Source organism: Caballeronia sp. GACF4, from assembly GCF_023631025.1.
GTDB lineage: Bacteria > Pseudomonadota > Gammaproteobacteria > Burkholderiales > Burkholderiaceae > Caballeronia.
The window spans coordinates 420,082-437,050 of record NZ_JALQDW010000026.1 but is presented as its reverse complement, the minus strand read 5'-3'; the positions used below and the strand labels follow the sequence as shown (position 1 = coordinate 437,050).

Annotated in this window: 15 protein-coding genes; 13 read left to right on the top strand and 2 right to left on the bottom strand. The window is 63.6% G+C overall.

Annotated elements, in window-relative coordinates:
• Positions 1-9: 9 nt before the first annotated feature.
• Positions 10-957 carry a dioxygenase family protein gene (locus NCR40_RS25820; RefSeq protein WP_250511084.1) on the bottom strand — a complete coding sequence of 316 codons (948 nt, stop codon included), beginning with the start codon at positions 955-957 and terminating at the stop codon, positions 10-12.
• A 311-nt stretch (positions 958-1,268) separates the two neighbouring features.
• On the opposite strand from NCR40_RS25820, the gene NCR40_RS25815 reads away from it, so the two are divergent.
• From NCR40_RS25815 to NCR40_RS25800, 4 genes are all read left to right on the top strand, one after another.
• Positions 1,269-2,108 carry an ABC transporter permease subunit gene (locus NCR40_RS25815; RefSeq protein ID WP_250511083.1) on the top strand — a complete coding sequence of 280 codons (840 nt, stop codon included), beginning with the start codon at positions 1,269-1,271 and terminating at the stop codon, positions 2,106-2,108.
• Entirely contained in the window at positions 2,105-2,848 is a 744-nt protein-coding gene (locus tag NCR40_RS25810; RefSeq protein WP_250511082.1) for an ABC transporter ATP-binding protein, read from the top strand. Before NCR40_RS25815 ends, NCR40_RS25810 begins: the two co-directional genes overlap by 4 nt.
• A 43-nt stretch (positions 2,849-2,891) precedes the next feature.
• Positions 2,892-3,896, top strand: a complete 1,005-nt coding sequence (locus NCR40_RS25805; RefSeq protein WP_250511081.1) for an NrtA/SsuA/CpmA family ABC transporter substrate-binding protein — start codon at positions 2,892-2,894, stop codon at positions 3,894-3,896.
• 96 nt (positions 3,897-3,992) lie between these two features.
• A complete protein-coding gene (locus tag NCR40_RS25800) occupies positions 3,993-5,234 on the top strand; it encodes an acyl-CoA dehydrogenase family protein (RefSeq protein WP_250511080.1) in 1,242 nt (413 codons plus the stop codon).
• Positions 5,235-5,355: 121 nt separating this feature from the next.
• Here the strand turns inward: NCR40_RS25800 and NCR40_RS25795 are convergent, their stop codons facing one another.
• A complete protein-coding gene (locus tag NCR40_RS25795) occupies positions 5,356-6,417 on the bottom strand; it encodes an LLM class flavin-dependent oxidoreductase (protein WP_250511079.1) in 1,062 nt (353 codons plus the stop codon).
• A gap of 251 nt (positions 6,418-6,668) precedes the next feature.
• Here NCR40_RS25795 and NCR40_RS25790 point away from each other — a divergent pair, with 251 nt between their 5' ends.
• Genes NCR40_RS25790 through NCR40_RS25750 form a run of 9 tightly spaced genes read left to right on the top strand, consistent with a single transcriptional unit; the run spans position 6,669 to position 16,865 of the window.
• Positions 6,669-8,237, top strand: coding sequence for an ABC transporter substrate-binding protein (locus tag NCR40_RS25790; protein ID WP_250511078.1), 1,569 nt, complete (start codon positions 6,669-6,671; stop codon positions 8,235-8,237).
• Position 8,238: 1 nt separating this feature from the next.
• Entirely contained in the window at positions 8,239-9,159 is a 921-nt protein-coding gene (locus tag NCR40_RS25785) for an ABC transporter permease (RefSeq protein WP_244830690.1), read from the top strand.
• The gene (locus tag NCR40_RS25780; protein WP_250511077.1) at positions 9,156-10,019 is read left to right on the top strand and encodes an ABC transporter permease; all 864 of its coding nucleotides are present in this window, start codon (positions 9,156-9,158) and stop codon (positions 10,017-10,019) included. The genes NCR40_RS25785 and NCR40_RS25780 overlap by 4 nt, the downstream gene beginning before the upstream one ends.
• The gene (locus NCR40_RS25775; RefSeq protein WP_250511076.1) at positions 10,016-11,032 is read left to right on the top strand and encodes an ABC transporter ATP-binding protein; all 1,017 of its coding nucleotides are present in this window, start codon (positions 10,016-10,018) and stop codon (positions 11,030-11,032) included. The genes NCR40_RS25780 and NCR40_RS25775 overlap by 4 nt, the downstream gene beginning before the upstream one ends.
• Positions 11,029-12,018, top strand: a complete 990-nt coding sequence (locus tag NCR40_RS25770; RefSeq protein ID WP_250511075.1) for an oligopeptide/dipeptide ABC transporter ATP-binding protein — start codon at positions 11,029-11,031, stop codon at positions 12,016-12,018. The genes NCR40_RS25775 and NCR40_RS25770 overlap by 4 nt, the downstream gene beginning before the upstream one ends.
• Positions 12,019-12,028: 10 nt before the next feature.
• Positions 12,029-13,432, top strand: coding sequence for an LLM class flavin-dependent oxidoreductase (locus tag NCR40_RS25765; protein ID WP_250511074.1), 1,404 nt, complete (start codon positions 12,029-12,031; stop codon positions 13,430-13,432).
• A complete protein-coding gene (locus NCR40_RS25760; protein WP_250511073.1) occupies positions 13,425-14,264 on the top strand; it encodes a TauD/TfdA dioxygenase family protein in 840 nt (279 codons plus the stop codon). The genes NCR40_RS25765 and NCR40_RS25760 overlap by 8 nt, the downstream gene beginning before the upstream one ends.
• A 17-nt stretch (positions 14,265-14,281) precedes the next feature.
• Positions 14,282-15,646: an LLM class flavin-dependent oxidoreductase gene (locus NCR40_RS25755; RefSeq protein WP_502801031.1), complete on the top strand. Its 1,365-nt coding sequence runs from the start codon at positions 14,282-14,284 to the stop codon at positions 15,644-15,646.
• A gap of 19 nt (positions 15,647-15,665) precedes the next feature.
• Positions 15,666-16,865: an acyl-CoA dehydrogenase family protein gene (locus NCR40_RS25750; protein WP_250511071.1), complete on the top strand. Its 1,200-nt coding sequence runs from the start codon at positions 15,666-15,668 to the stop codon at positions 16,863-16,865.
• Positions 16,866-16,969 lie beyond the last annotated feature (104 nt).

Here is a 16,969-nt window from a genome sequence, read left to right as displayed (position 1 = left end):
GTCGGTTCCTCAATGTCCGGTGCGTTCGAGCACGGTTTGCTCGGGTCGCGGACCGGTTGTCTTGCCAGTGATAGGCGGCTTCGGTAGCCTGGCTTCGCCGGGTTCGATAACGAAGTGATGATCGAGCGAATACCACGGCCCTTGAACGTCCGCGCCGGGTGCGGTCTCGCCGTCATGCAGCACATATTGCCCGACGAGCGCGCGCGTCACGCCGAACTGCACATCGGTCTCAAGATTGGGATCATCGCTCGAATAGACCTGCGAAAACTGTGTCTTGAAGCCCGGCTTGTAGATCATGAAATGGATATGCGCAGGCCGCATGTTGTGCCGGCCTTGCGCGCGTAGCAGCGCGCCGACCGGGCCCGACAGCGGAATGGGATAGCCCGCCGGCTTCACGCTGCGAAACGCGATGTGGCCATTGGCATCGGTAGTGAACTTGCCGCGTAGATTCATATCCGCCTGCGCGGGGTCCTGATTCTCGTAATAACCATCCGCCGATGTATGCCACACGTCCACCTCGGCGCCTTCCACCGCACGCCCGCTCGAATCGCGCACCCAAGCGTTGACAAAGATAGGCGCGCCCGGCGTCGGCGAGCGCACGATGCTGCCGCCGCTTTCAGTGCGCGGCGAGTCCATGCGCCAGAACGGGCCCATGAGGTTCGCGGTCGTATCGGTCTGACCGCGATCGCCGTTGTTGAGCAGGCACACGAGCGCGGACAGCCCAAGCGATCCGGCGATCAACACGACTTCGTTATGCGATTCGGTGGTCAACTGCCCGAGCTTCGCGATTACCGCGCATGCCTGATGAAACTCCGGCTCGGACAGCCGCGCCTCGCGCGCGAAGCCGTGCAGATGACACACCGCCGCCGACATGATTTCGCGAAAGCGCGCATCCGGCGCGCGGCTCAGTTCGGCAAGCACGGCTTCGGTCACTTCCTGCTGATTGCTGACTATCATTGCTGTCTCCATGGCGGCTCATGCTTCATTGGCAAGCCGGTGCGGCTGTAGTAAACGCATCTGCCCAAGTTCCATTGTCTGCCTCGCAATGGTATCGCGGACGGCGGGAATGCATCGTTCGCTACAACGGGGCAACTGCATTCGAGTCATCGACGAACACGACCTCACAACATCCCCACCCAGACCCTGAAAAGCAAAGCAGAAAAAACCGTTTGTCATTGCAATGCCGCGCGGCTTTTAATAACAGGCTCGCTTGGCGCCAAATGCGTCACCGCTCAAGCACCTCTTTCACGGCATTTCATGGAACCGACATGGCGGACCTGACATCCACTCGCAACAGCTATGTCGCATCGAAACGGCAACGCTTCGGCGTGTCGAAAGGCACGTTCTACAAGCTGCTTTCGTGGCTGGTCCCCGCATGTGTCGTGGTGATCTGGGAAGCGGCAGCACGCGCAGGACTCATCACGCCGCAAGTGCTTCCCGCGCCCAGCAGCGTTCTTGAAACCGCGCTCGGTCTGATGCGCTCTGGCGATCTCTTCGTTCACCTCGGTGTGTCGCTTTTGCGCGCCGTCGCGGGCTTCGTTATCGGCGGGACGGTTGGTCTCGTGCTCGGAATCGCAGTCGGGTTTTCGCCGCTCGCGCAAGCGCTTCTCGATCGCTCCATTCAGATGGTGCGCGCCATTCCCTTCCTCGCCATGCTGCCGCTCGTGATCGTGTGGTTCGGTGTCGGCGAAGTCGCGAAGATCTTTCTGGTCGCGCTCGCCGTGTTGTTTCCCATCTATATCAACACCATGCTCGGCATCCGTCAGATCGATCCCAAGCTGATGGAACTCGCCAAGGTGGTCGGCCTCGACTGGACCGCGATCGTGCGACGGATCATTCTTCCCGGCGCCATGCCGTCGATCCTCACGGGCGTGCGCTATGCGCTCGCTCACGCGTGGCTCGCGCTCGTCATTGCCGAGACGCTCGCGACGACCAAGGGAATCGGCTTCCTCGCCATGGACGCCCGCGAATTCCTGCAAACCAATGTCATCGTGCTGACCATCGTCATCTACGCGGTCATCGGCGTGGTGGCGGACGCGTTGGTGCGTCTGCTCGAAGCGCATTTCTTATCGTGGCACGCGAACTACGCCAAAGGAGCAACCCAGTGACCGAGAGCATCGCCCTGTCGCGCGACTCCGACATCCGCGCGCGCGCCGCCGAACGCGTGAGCCACGCCTCCCTTGCCGTATCGGTGCGAGGTCTGCAGCGGCGCTATGGCAAGCGCGTCGTCATCGATGCACTCGACCTCGATATACGCAAAGGCGAATTCGTCGCGTTGTTAGGCGAAAGCGGCTGCGGAAAGACGACGCTCTTGCGCGCGCTTGCCGGGCTCGACCGGCCGGATACCGGCGAGATTCGCGCGCCCGAGCGGCCGTCCGTCGTGTTTCAGGAGCATCGGCTGCTGCCTTGGGCGACGTTGTGGGAGAACGTCGCGCTCGGCCATGAAAGCACGGTAGGACGCACGGGCGCCGCGCGCGCGCTGGGCGAAGTTGGACTTTCGGGCCGTGAAGATGACTGGCCTCGGAATCTTTCCGGCGGTCAGGCGCAACGCGTGGCGCTCGCGCGCGCTTTGGTTCGCGACCCCGCGCTCCTGTTGCTCGATGAACCATTCGCGGCGCTCGACGCGCTCACGCGCATCAAGATGCACGGGCTCGTCAAGGAACTCGTCGCGCGTCATCTGCCGGGCGTGCTGATCGTGACGCATGACGTCGATGAAGCGCTCACGCTCGCCGACCGAATCCTCGTGATGCGCGCGGGTCGCATCGCTGCATCGTTTCGGCCCGGCGATCACGCGCCGCTGCAATTGCGGCCGATTCTGCTCGATGAACTGGGCGTCCAGTCTCACTGATCCACCAATCGTTTCCTGCAAAACTCGAAAGGTACCAACAAGAATGATCGAATCCTCGCTGAACCGCCGCCAGTGGTTGCGTGCGGCAGGCGGCCTCGTGGCCGGCGTCGCCGCAAGCAGCCTGATTCCCGCGCGCGCCGCCGAACCGCGCAAGCTGACGCGCAACACGGACACGGTGCGCATAGGTTGGGGTTACGGCAGTCTCCCCGATATCGCGCGGCAACGGGGCGTGTTCGAAAAGACGCTCGCGGCCAAGAACATCAAGGTCGAATGGATCGGTCCGTTTCCGAATCACGCGCCCTCGCTACAGGCCGTGGTCGGCGGCAGCGCGGACTTCGGCTTCTGGGGCTCGACGACACCCGCGCTTGCGTCGATGCTCGCAGGCTCGCCACTCGTCTTCAATGCGTTCGATGTCTATTCGCCGCGCTCGACCGCGATCATCGTCAAGAAGACGAGCGGCATCCATTCGGTGGCGGATCTGGCCGGGCGCAAGGTCGCGGTCAACCGTTCCGGGCTCGGCGAGTTTCTGTTGATCGCAGCGCTGGAAAAGAATCACATCGACCGCGGCAAGGTTGAATTCGTCTATCTGAATCCACCCGACGCAGCGCCCGCCTTCGCGCAAGGCAAGGTCGATGCATGGTCGATGTGGTCGCCCGCCGTGGACATTGCGCGCAACGCCAACGACGCAAAGGACATCTTCAACGAAGGACGCGATCTGGATTTTCTGATCGACTACAGCTCGCTCGTGACGCGCCGCAAGTTCACCGAGGAAAACTCCGAGCTGATTCGCGCGGTCATCGACGCGTATTACGTCGAAGGCGCATGGCAGTCGAGTCATTCCAACGAATCCGAAAAACTCGTGCAGGGTGAAGCGAAATATCCCGATCAGGTGCGCGATTATCTGGCGAGTCTCAAGCGCGTGAATCAATTTCATGAACCCGATGACGCTGCCTTTATGGCGCAGCTTCAACGCGCCGCCGACTGGCTCGCGGAACGCAAGATCATCAATTCGCGCATCAAGGTGGCCGACTACAGCATCAAGGTCTGACGAGGCGAGCCATGAACATGCGATACACACTGGCCTGCGATCACGGCCGCAATCTGTCGAACGCGTGGTCGCGCAACTTCGCACGAGAGCGATCCCATGTCTGATACGAAGAACATCGACCCTACCGCGCCGAAACTGGTCTCGCCGCTGTCAGCAAGGCTCGGTTTCGCGGAAATCATCGCGGACATTGCATCGACTGCGGCTGCACGCGAGCTTGCGCATCGTCTGCCGCACGATGAGATCGCAAGGCTCAAGGCGGCGGGCTTCGGCCGCTCGCGTCTGCCCGTCGATGCGGGTGGCCTCGGCTTGTCCTTGAGCGAACTGCTCGTCGTCGCGCGAGATGTCGCGGCGGCGGATTCGAACATCGCGCACGCGTTTCGTAACCATCTCTGGCAAATCGAGGCAGCGCTCAGGCGGCGCGACCTTCCGTTTCATGCGCACGTTCTCGACCTCGCAAGGCAGAACAAGACCGTCGGATTGAGCTTCACGCAGACCGATGTGACTGCCGCTGGCGCGCGACCGACGCAGGTCCTGAGCCGTTTGGAATGGGACGCAAGCCGCGATGTCTACGTCGGCTCCGGCGACAAGGTTTATGCCACGGGCAACCTCTACAACGATGCGTTCATCGGCCTTGCCGTGGAAAGTCGCGCGGGCCGCAACGTGCAATACGTGCTCGATCGCGGCGAAGGCGTGGACAACGCCGACGACTGGCAAGGCTTCGGCCAGCGCTTGACAGGTTCGGGCACGGCCAGGTTTCGCGCCGTGACGGTGCCGGCCGCGCATGTCTATCCGACTGACCCGCCAAGGTCGGATGAAGCCGCGCCTTGGGGATACACCTTCCATCAGGTTTATCTGACCAACTGCATTGCCGGCATCGTGCGGCGCGTGGCGCTGGATGCCGTCGAGGTGCTTCGTTCGCGCGGCCGCAACTTCTATCATGGCGAGGCCGCGCATCCGGCAGACGAACCGGTGTTGCAGACCCTGCTCGGGCGCATCCGTGCTTATGCGGCGAGTGTCGAGGCGACGGCGGACCGCGCGGTCGCGGCGCTGCAGCGTGCATCGGAAAGCTACGGCACGCGCGATGAATACGACACCACGCTCGCAGCCACGTTCGCGGCGGCCGAAGCGAAGGTCGTCATCGACGATCTCGCGCCGCAAATCGCGTCGTGGCTGATCGATCTGGGATCAGGCTCGGTCGTCTCGCGCACGGGCGCTCTCGACCGGCACTGGCGCAACATCAAGGTGATCGCGTCGCATAATCCGCGGCTCTACAAGGAGCGCTTGCTTGGCCAGAACTTGCTGAACGGACAACTGCCGCCGACGGGCGCGTTTTTCTGATCTCGGGCTGCGGCGTTGTCGCTCACCAAGCGGGAACGCGCTGCGCGGCCCCAGCGGCGCACGTCCGCCAATGCGTGCCGCAGCGCTCCTCACGCATAAACAGAAGCGCTACCCCTTCGTTTTACGCAGCAAGCAATCGACGCACGCGCGGCACGACCTCTTCCGCAAAGCCGCGCATGTCGGTTTCGAACGGCTGGAACTGCAGCATGAAGAGTTCGATTCCCGCCCGGTGAAAGTCCGCCACGCGCCGCGCGACCGTATCGTAATCGCCGACGAGACCCGCCGCCGTGCCGCCGTTCGATCCCACGCGCGCCGTCTTCGCGAAGGTCTTGTGCATGACCGTGTTTGGATCGGTATTGGCCTTCTGCTGTTCGCGCAGCGGCTTGTCGAGTTCCGCCAACGCAAAGAGATGGTCGAGATGCGCCTCGGCCTGCGCCTGCGTCTCACGCGCGATCACGAAGGCCGACAAGCCGAAACGCAAGGCATCGGCGCCAGCGGGACGCACGCGCGCACCGACATCGGCGATCAGGCGTGCAACATCTTCAGGCGGCTGGCCGTTGATGAACCATACGTCGCCATGCGCGGCCACGAGCGAGCGCGCCGGTTCCGATTCGCCGCCGACATAGAAGCGCGGCCGCGCGCGAAAAGGATCGGCGGGACGCAAGCGGTATTCGTCGATACGAAAGTTGTCGCCATGATGATTCACGACCTCGCCGCGCAAGAGCTTGTCGAGCACGGCTATCCACTCGCGGCCATAGGCATAGCGTTCGTCATGCTCCGGAAAACCGATACCGGCGCGCTCCAGCTCCGGACGATTCCACGCATTCACCAGATTGATGGCAAAGCGCCCGCCGCTGATGTGCTCGATCTGCTGCGCCATCTTCGCGAGCACCACCGGATGATAGAGATAAGGCTTGATCGCCGTGATGATCTCGATGCGCGAGGTCAGCGCCGCGAGCGCAGCCGATGCCGTCCACGCTTCGAGCTGATCGAGCGAGGGATCGTGCGGATTGATCGTGTGCTGCGCGACGAGCACCGAGTCGTATCCAAGACGCTCGGCTTCGAGCACGAGCGCCTTGTTGCGCGCCCATGATGCGTCATAAGGTTCTGCGGGGTCCTGCAGCGCCGCGCGGCTGCCGTGCACGAGCGCCCAGACGCCGAAGCGTGGAAAGTTGGAAGACATCGATTCGATACGCGAGAAGACGCAATGAAGGGGATCACATGCTAACGCCGCACGCGTGCGCGCCTTCGAATTTCTGAAGATAAGCAACTGCGCGAAACGCATTAAGCGAGCATGACTTTCATTCATGCCCGGCGCAGAAAACCTCACGAGCGCAGGGCTCATATGCATATTCGATTTACTCGCTTCGCAATAGGCCGGGCGCGCGTCATCATTGCTTACTCACCTGCACGCTCCCTACCTAGCTCCCATCCATGCGCACGTTTTCGTCGGTCCTTCGCGGACTGGTCTTCGCCGCCGCTTTGTCCGGCGCGTTCATCGAACCTTCACTGGCGGCGAGCACGGCTCCCGCCGTCGATCGCGATACGGTCGTGATCGGCGTCGAGAAGGAGTTCTACAACCTCGACGGACTCGTGGCTGTCAGCGGCGATTCGCTGCGCTACGGATGGCAGATTTACGACACGCTCTATGGCTTCGACCTGAAGGGCGATCTCGTGCCGCGTCTCGCCACGAGCGTGAAAGTATCCGACGATGCGCGCGTCTTCACCTACAAGCTGCGTCCCAACGTCAAGTTCCACAACGGCGCAACGCTCACGTCGCGCGACGTGAAGGCATCGCTGGAACATGTGCTCGATCCACGCAGCAAGAGCACGCGTCGTCCGTTCTTCGCGCCGGTGATCGACTCGGTGGAAACGCCCGATGACCTCACCGTCGTCTTCAAGCTCAAGGCGCCGGACGGCGCGTTCGCGAACAAGATCGCGGGGTATTTGTATATCGTGCCCGCCGACTATCTCGCGAGTCTGCCCAATCCGGATGCCTTCGCGCAGAGGCCGGTGTCGCTCGGGCCGTACAAGTTCAAGTCGCTCGCGCCCGGCGGCAGCGAACTCGTTTTGGAGCGCTTCGACGACTACTGGGGCGAAAAGCCCCGCGTGAAGACGCTGATCTTTCGCGCGATCACCGAGCCCGCGAGCCGTGTCAATGCGGTGCTGCGCGGTGAAGTGGATATCTCCGTCGCGCTGCCCTTCTCCGACTATGCTCGGCTCAAGAAGGAAAGCGGGCTTGACGTGATCGAAAGCCGCGTCGCGTCGCCGGTGTACGTGCGCGTCTACACGACCGACAAGAACTCGCCGTTCTCTAACGTCAAGGTGCGCCAGGCGCTGAGCTATGCGCTCGATACGCAAGCCATCATCAAGAGCGTGCTCTATGGCGTGGGCGAGCCGCTTGGCACGATGATCTCCAACTACTATCCGTACGGCGCGGATCGTTCGATCAAGCCGTATGCCTACGACCCGACAAAGGCAAAAGCGCTGCTCGCCGAAGCGGGCTATCCGAAGGGCTTCGAGACCACGCTCAACATCCAGGGCGACATGCCGCAAGGCGTGGCCGAAGCGATCGCCGCGTACTGGGGGCAAGTGGGCGTGAAGGTCAAGCTCAACCGCCTCACCTATGCGACCTTCCAGCGGCTGAACAATACGCACACGTCCGGGCCGCTCGCACTGAGTCAGTTCACCAATGCGTTGTATGACCCGGTGCATCCGGTGGGCGGCGCGTTTGCATCGAATGGAAGCTGGTCCGACTATTCGAACCCGAAGGTCGATGCGCTGCTCGCCGATGCCTCACGCGTCAGCGATACCAAGAAGCGCGGCGAGATCTTCCAGCAGGTCGGACGCGAACTGCACGACGACGCCGCTGCGTTCTTCATCTCCGAATTCACCTACGTGTATGCGAAGAAGAAGACGTTGCAATGGCAACCGCAGCAAGGCGGCGGCTTCCTGAACTTCCGCTCGGTGCAATGGGCCGCGCCGACCGTGGCGGGGAACTGAGATGATCGCCTACGGTCTGCGGCGGGTGGGCTCGGCCTTGATCACGGTCTGGCTGATGTCGGTCCTGATCTTCGTGCTGGTGCGCATGGTGGGCGACCCCGCTTACTTGCTGATGCCGCCCGAAGCCACCGAAGCGGACCGGCAGCTCTTTCGCGAGCAACTCGGTCTTGCCGATCCCGTGCCCGTGCAGTACGCGCGTTTCTTGAGCGGCATCCTCCACGGCGACATGGGCAACTCGTTTCACTTCGGCGCGCCGGCGCTCACCATGGCGCTCAGCCGGCTTGCATCCAGTCTGCTGCTCGTGGGTGTGTCGCTGGCGGTGGCGCTCGCGCTCGGGTTGACGCTCGGCGTCGTCTCGGCGGTGCGGCGCGGATCTCTCTTCGATCGGGCGGCGTCGTTTTTTGCGGTACTCGGTCAGGCCGCGCCGCCGTTCTTCGTCGCGCTGCTGCTCATCCGTCTTTTCTCCGTGCAATGGGGCTGGCTTCCAACCGGCGGCCACGGCTCGTGGCGTCATCTGATCCTGCCCGTCGCCGCGCTCTCGTGGTATTCGGCGGCGGGCATCGCGCGGCTCACGCGCGCCAACATGCTGAGCGTGCTCGAAGCCGATTACATCCGCATGGCACGCATCAAGGGCTTGCCGGAGCGCGTCGTGATCGTGACGCACGCGCTGCGCAACGCGGCGCTGCCGATTGTCGCGTTCACGGCTTCGCAGTTCGGCGTGTTGATAGGCGGCGCAGTGGCGATCGAGACCGTGTTTTCGTGGCCGGGCTTCGGCAGCCTCATGGTAGAGGCCATCAGCACGCTCGATTTCACGGTGGTGCAAGCGGCCGTGATCGTTTCCGTGCTGCTGTTCGTCTCGATCAATCTCGCGGTCGATGTGCTCTATGCGCTCATCGACCCACGCATCCGGTATCGACAATGAGCGCGCGTTTTCCCTCCAATAGCGGCGAGCACGCATGGGGCCGCCTGGCATGGCTGGATAGCGGCGTCGCGATCAACGCCGGCGTGCTGGTGCTGATCGTCGCGGGCTCCGTGCTCGCGCCGTGGCTCACGCGCGTCGATCCCAATGGCATCGACCTCGCGGCGACGCTTCAGGCGCCTGGCATGCATCACTGGTTCGGCACGGATCAGATGGGTCGCGACGTCTTCACGCGCACGCTCCATGGCGGACGCATCTCGCTTTCCATCGCCTTCTGCGCGGTGCTGCTGGCGGGCTTTTTCGGCGCGCTGGCGGGGCTCTTGTCGGCATATGTCGGCGGACGTTTCGATGCCGCGCTCATGCGTGTCGTCGATGCCCAGTACGCGCTGCCACCCGTGTTCCTCGCCATGCTGATCGTCGGCATATGCGGGCCGAGCGTGACCAACATCGTCATCGTGGTGACGCTCGCGAACTGGGGGCGCTTCGCGCGCATCATCCGCGCCGAGGCATTGAGTCTGCGCGAACGCGATTTCATCCTGATCGCGAAACTGGCCGGCGCCACGCCGCTTCATGTGGTGCTGCGTCATCTGCTGCCGAACGTGCGCAATACGTTCATCGTCTTGCTGACGCTCGACATCGGGCTTGTCATCTTCATGGAAGCAGCGTTGAGCTTCGTCGGACTCGGCGTGCAGCCGCCCGATCCTTCGTGGGGCGGCATGATCGCCGAGGGCCGCAATTATCTCGATACCGCGTGGTGGCTCTCCGCGCTGCCGGGCCTCGTGCTGATTGCGACGGTTCTATGCAGCAACCGCATCGGCGAGAGTCTGCAACGCGGCGAACGCGCCGGGGAGGACTGGCGATGAGCAACGAGCCCGTGCTTGCGATCGACGATCTCGTGGTCGAAGCGCCCGGCGCGAACGGACGCGTGCGACTCGTCGACGGCGTGAGCTTTTCCGTGCACGCGGGCCGCACGCTGGGTCTCGTCGGCGAATCGGGTTCGGGCAAGAGCGTGACGTGTTTGTCCGTGCTTGGTTTGCCGCCGCGCGGCGTGCGCTTGAAGTCGGGCCGCATTCTGCTCGATGGCGTCGACTTGCGCGACAAGACACCCGCCGAACTGAACGCGCTGCGTGGCCGGGATATCGGCATGATTCTGCAAGACCCGATGACCTCGCTCAATCCGCTTCTGACCATCGGCCGGCAGATCACGGAGATGTTTCGTTATCGGGAGGGCGTGACGAGCCGCGCCGAACGCGAGGCGCGCGCCATCGAGTTATTGCGGCGCGTACGCATTCCCGCGCCCGAGAGCCGGCTCAAGAGCTATCCGCATCAGTTCAGCGGCGGCATGCGCCAGCGCGTGGCAATCGCCATGAATCTCGCGTGTAATCCGCGCCTCTTGATCGCCGATGAACCGACCACCGCGCTCGACATCACCGTGCGTCTGCAGATACTCGACCTGTTGCGCGAGGTGCAAGCCGAACGCGGGACGGCGATCGTGCTCGTCACACACGATCTGCATCTCGTGCGCGGCTATTGCGACGACGTCGCGGTGATGTATGCGGGGCGCATCATCGAGCAGGGTCCGGTGGAAGAAGTGTTCGCGCGGCCGCGCCATCCTTATACGAAAGGGCTGCTCGGCGCGGTGCCGCGACTGTTCAGCTTGCAGCATCGGCTGACGGTGATTCCCGGACATCCGCCCTTGCCTGGCAGCATTGCAGAAGGTTGCCGCTTCGCGCCGCGTTGCCCGCGCGCGCAAGCCGATTGCCTGAGCAGTTATCCCGCGACGCGCTCGCTCGATGCCGGCCGCGAAGTCGCCTGCTGGCATCCGCAAGAGTACGACGTCACCGCGCATCCTCCTCTTGCGACGGCCACGACATGAGTGCTTCCGACACGCAAGTCTCGGCGATAGAAGTGGCGCGCGTCACCAAAACGTTCCCGGTGCGCGGCGGACTTTTCGCGCGTCCGAAGATGCTGCGCGCCGTGGAAGACGCATCGTTCGTGCTGCCGCTTGGCGGCACTTTTGGACTCGTCGGCGAATCGGGATCGGGCAAGTCCACGCTGGCGAAGATCATCCTCGGCGCGGACGATGCAAGCCAGGGCAACGTCTTCTTCGGCGAACGCGTCTTCGACAAGCACACGCAGGCAAAGGACGTCCGCTGGCGGCAACGCGCCGTGCAAGCCGTCTTGCAAGACCCGTTCGGCTCGCTCGATCCGCACATGACGATCAGCGACATCGTGCTGGAACCGCTGCGTATTCAGCGCAGCGGCCTTGCTCGCGCGGTACTCGACAAGCGTCTCGACGAACTCCTCGCGCAAGTCGGCCTGCCTGCGGAATTCAAACGGCGGCGCCCCGGCGAGTTGAGCGGCGGCCAGCGTCAGCGCGTGGCCATTGCGCGCGCGCTCGTGCTGGAACCGGAGATTCTCGTGCTGGACGAGCCGGTTTCCGCGCTCGATGTGTCCATTCAAGCGCAAGTGCTCAACCTGCTTAAAGACCTGCAGGATGCGCTCGGCCTGTCCTATCTGCTGATTTCGCACGACCTCGCCGTGGTCGCGTTCATGAGCAGCCATATCGGCGTGCTCTATCTCGGACGCTTCATGGAACGAGGCACGCGCGAGGATATCGTCGAGCGCGCGGCGCATCCGTACACGCACGCGCTGATCGCCGCGTCCGAGCCGGATTCGTTCGCTGTCGAGCTTATTGGTGGCGAGATTCCTTCGCCGTTAGCGCCGCCTTCCGGCTGTGTCTTTCATACGCGCTGCCCCGCCGTGCGCGACGTCTGCCGCACGGAAGCGCCGCCCGAATTTCAGTTGTCCGCGACGCATCGCGTGATGTGTCATTTTCCCATCGCATCGAAGCAGACATAGGACGCACGCCATGTCGAAGGAAATCCGCATCAACGCGTTTCTGGCCTTCGCGCCGACGCACCTTTCGCCCGGGCTATGGGCGCATCCGCGCGACCGCGCGCTCGACTACAACTCGCTCTCGCTCTGGACCGATCTCGCGAAGACGGCGGAACGCGGTGGCTACGACGCGCTCTTCTTCGCCGATGGCATCAGCCAGTACGACGTCTATGGCGGCTCGAACGCCGCGGGCGTGCGCTGGGGCCTGCAGTTCCCGCGCCTCGATCCGCTCTTGCTGGTTTCCGCGATGGCGCAGGTCACCGAGCATCTCGGCTTCGCGGTGACGAGCAGCGTGAGCTACGAAGCACCGTTCCTCTTCGCGCGGCGCATGTCCACGCTCGATCATCTGACGCGCGGGCGCATTGGCTGGAACATCGTGACGAGTTTCGGGCAGAGCGGCGCGCGGGCGATAGGACAGGACGGCGCGCGGCCGCACGACGAGCGTTACGATCTCGCCGACGAATACATGGAGATCGTGTACCGCCTGTGGGAAGAAAGCTGGGAAGACGGCGCGGCGGTACGCGATACCGAGACCCGCGTTTTCGCCGATCCGGCGCGCGTTCACGAGATTCGCCATGAAGGAAGATTCTTCTCGATGCAGGGCACGCATTACTCGGAGCCTTCCCCGCAACGCACACCGCTTTTGTATCAGGCAGGCACGTCCGGTCGCGGCAAGGACTTCGCCGCGCGTCATGCCGAATGCGTGTTCCTGAGCTCGCCGACCGCGCATCTGGTCGCGCGCGATGTCGCCGATGTGCGCGCACGGGCCGCCGCGCTCGGCCGCGATCCCGCTTCGGTGTTGTTCTTCGCGCTTGCCACCGTGATCGTCGCGCCGACCGCCGAAGAGGCGCAGGCGAAGTGGCAGGACATTCAGCGCCACGTGAGTCTGGAAGGCGCGCTTGCATTGTTCTCGCGCTGGAGCGGTATCGACCTGTCGAAGTACAGCCCCGACGATCCGTTGCGCTACGTGAAGAGCGAAGGCATGCAGTCGGCGATAGAAGCATTCACCGTGGCCGATCCCGAGCGCGTGTGGACCATAGGCGAACTCGCGATCTTCAACGCCATTGGCGGCAAGGGACCGGTGTTCATCGGTTCGCCCACCGAAGTCGCCGATGCACTCCAAAGCTGGATGGCGCAAACGGGCATCGACGGCTTCAATCTCAGTCACGCGCTGTTGCCCGGCACACACGAAGATTTCGTCGATCTCGTCGTGCCCGAACTGCGACGTCGCGGCGTCTATAAACCGGCCTATCGCGCAGGCACCTTGCGCGAAAAACTCTATGGCGAAGGCGCGGCGCACCTTTCCGCGCCGCATCCCGCCGCATCTTTCCGAAGCGCTCACAGCGTTTCGCCCATCGAGGACGAAAGCCATGCTTGATACCGCATACGAGACCATCACCGTCGAGCCGCTCACGCGTCATATTGGCGCGCAGATTGGCGGCATCGACCTGACGCAGCCGCTTTCCACGCAGCAGGTGGCCGACGTGCGCCGCGCGCTGCTCGCGCATCAGGTGATCTTCTTTCGCGATCAGCCGATCACTCTGGACCAGCATCTCGCGCTCGGCCGGCATTTCGGCACGTTGCACGTGCATCCGAATAGTCCCGGTCCCGAAGGCTACCCGGAGATCCTGACGATCCACGCAGATGCCGGTAGCAAACGCGTCGCGGGTGACCACTGGCACTCGGACGTGTCTTGCGACGAAGCGCCGCCAATGGGCAGCATCCTGCATCTGCATACGCTGCCATCGTATGGCGGCGACACGCTCTTTTCCAGTTCCTACGCGGTGTATGAATCGCTGTCGCCCGGCTTTCAATCTTATCTCGAAGGACTGACCGCCACGCACGATGGCGAGCCGACTTATCGGCAGCGCAATCGCCTGCGCGGTATCGACGATACGGGCAAGCGCTTTCCGAAGGCATCGCATCCGGTGGTACGCACGCATCCGGAAACGGGACGTCGTGGCATATTCGTCAATTCGAACTTCACGACGCACATCGATGGCGTGTCCGAGGCGGAGAGCGAAGGCATTCTGCGCCTGCTCTATGCACGCTTCGCCGCGCCCGAGTTCCAGGTGCGCTTTCGCTGGCAGCCGCATTCCATCGCCTTCTGGGACAACCGCGCGGTTCAGCATCTCGCCGTGTGGGATTACTACCCGGAAGTGCGCTCGGGTTTTCGCGTGACGATCAACGGTGACAAGCCTTTCCTATGAGCCACGACGCACAGCGCATCAAGAAGGAAATCCGCGTCAATGCATTCGCCTTGCACAGCGCCGTGCATCATTCGCCAGGCATGTGGCGGCATCCGCGCGACCGCTCGCTCGAATACAACACGCTCGATTACTGGGTCGATCTGGCGAAGACGCTGGAGCGCGGGCTGATCGATTCGCTCTTCATGGCCGACAGCATCGGCGTGAACGACGTGCACGGCGGCAATATCGATACGGCCTTGCGTCACGGAGCGCAGGTGCCGAAGCAGGACCCGATCATGTCGCTCTCCGCGATGGCCTACGCCACGCGCGATCTCGGCCTGTGCGTCACGAGCAACGCCAATCACGAGCCGCCGTATGTGTTCGCGCGCCGCATGTCCACGCTCGATCACCTGACGCGCGGACGCATCGGCTGGAACATCGTCACGGGCTTCGCACAGAGTAGCGTGAGAGTGCTCGGCAAGGACGGCGTCGCCTCGCGCGACGAGCGCTACGACATCGCCGACGAGTATATGGATGTCGTCTACAAGCTATGGGAAAGCAGCTGGGAAGACGGCGCGAGCGTGCGCGACCGCGACACCGGCATCTTCGCCAATCCGTCGAAGGTGCATCGCGTCGATCATCACGGCAAGTACTTCAAGGTGCAGGGCATCCACATGACCGAGCCTTCGCCGCAGCGCACGCCGGTGCTGTTCCAGGCGGGGTCGTCGGCGCGCGGGCAGCGCTTCGCGGGACGTCACGCCGAAGGCATCTATCTGAGCGGGCCGAGCAAGAAGGTGCTGACGCCCGTGGTGTCGGGCACGCGTGCGGAAGCGGTCAAGGCGGGACGCGACGGCCGCGACATTCAGTTCTTCACGATGGCGACCATCGTCACCGGCCGCACCTCGCGCGAGGCGCGCGACAAATACGAGGACTATCGCCGCTACGTGACGCCCGAAGCCGCGCTGGCGATGTTTTCCGGCTGGACGGGCATCGACTTCTCGACTTACGACCCCGACGAGCCGATCCGCTACATGCAGCTCGACGCGGGCACGTCCTCGGCGCTTGAAGGCTTCACACGGCTCGATCCGGAACGTGTGTGGACCGTGCGCGAACTGGCGTTGCATAACGCCATCGGCGGACGCGGTCCGGTGTTCATCGGCGCACCGGACGAAGTGGCGGATGCACTCGAAGACTGGGTCGATGAAACCGATATCGACGGCTTCAATCTGAGCTATGCCGTGACGCCGGAAGCCTACGAGGACTTCGCGGAATTGATCGTCCCCGAGTTGCAGGCGCGCGGCCGCTACAAGACGCGCTATGCGCCGGGCAGCCTGCGCGAGAAGCTCGGCGGGCAAAGCAGCTTCCTGAACGCGCGTCATCCCGGCGCCGCGTTTCGCCGCTAACACCTTCCACGACTCCACCATGAGCACTTCCAGACGACTCTCCGACGCACTCGCCGCCCTGCCCGCACTCGCCGACGAAATCGGCGCCGATGCCGCCCAGCGCGAGCTGCGCCGGGAACTGCCGTTCGAGGCCTTCGACGCGTTCCGCCGTTCGGGCCTCGGCGCGTTGCGCATACCCGCCGAACGCGGCGGACTGGGCGGCTCGCTCGAAGACGCTATTCACGTCGTCACGACGCTCGCGGCTGCCGAGTCGAACGTCGCGCATGCGTTGCGCGTGCATTTCGATGTCGCCGAATCCATGCGTCTTGCACCGGACACGCCGTTTCACGACCGGCAAGTGCGCCGTATCGTCGAAGGCGGGTTGTTCGGCGGCGCATCGGGCGAACAGGGCACGGCGCGCGCGGGCGAAATCGAAACGGCATTGCGGCGCGAGGGCGACCACTTCCGCGTCACGGGCAAGAAGTACTACACGACCGGCACGGCGTACGCCGACTTCGTGCGCACCAATCTGGTCGATGAAAACGGCAAAGGCGTGACGGCCATCATTCCGGTACGCACGGAAGGACTCGAAGTGCTCGACGACTGGGACGGCATGGGTCAGCGCATGACGGCAAGCGGCAGCGTGGTGTTCGACAACGTGAAGGTGGACGCAAGCGAAGTGATCGAAAAAGGCTATCCGTCGCTCGTCGGCCGGCACGGCGGCGCGTATCGGCAGCTGCACCTCGTCGCGGTGGCGGCGGGGATCGTGCGCAATGTCGTGTCCGATGCGCGCGGCTATGTCACGGGACATGGGCGCCCGGTCATGCACTCCACCGCGGCCACGGCCCGCGAGGACGTGTTCATTCAGCAGGTGGTGGGCGAACTATCGGCGTTGAGTCACACGATCGATGTGCTGGTGCGGGACAACGCGCGCACGCTCGATGTGTCGTCGAACGCCATCCGCAATGCCGATCCGACCGCGGATGAACTCGTGCTGCAAAGCGCGCTCGCCACGGCGCGCACGCAGATCGTCGTCGGCAAGCTGGCCTTGCAGGCGGGCGAGCGTCTCTTCGATGCGGGCGGCGCGTCCGCGACTTCGCGCAAACATAACTTCGATCGGCACTGGCGCAATCTGCGCACGATCTTCAGCCATAACCCCCTGCATCATAAGGCGAAGGTCGTGGGCGACTACATGCTCAATGGCGTGAAGACGCATTTGGTGGAAGGCCGGACGTTTTAGGCGCGCGTCGCTTGTTGCATGGAAACGGGTGGACCGGTAGTTGCATTTCGCCGCGATGCCACCGGAAGTAGCGGCACTTTTAGTGATGCGCGACGCCGCTTTGG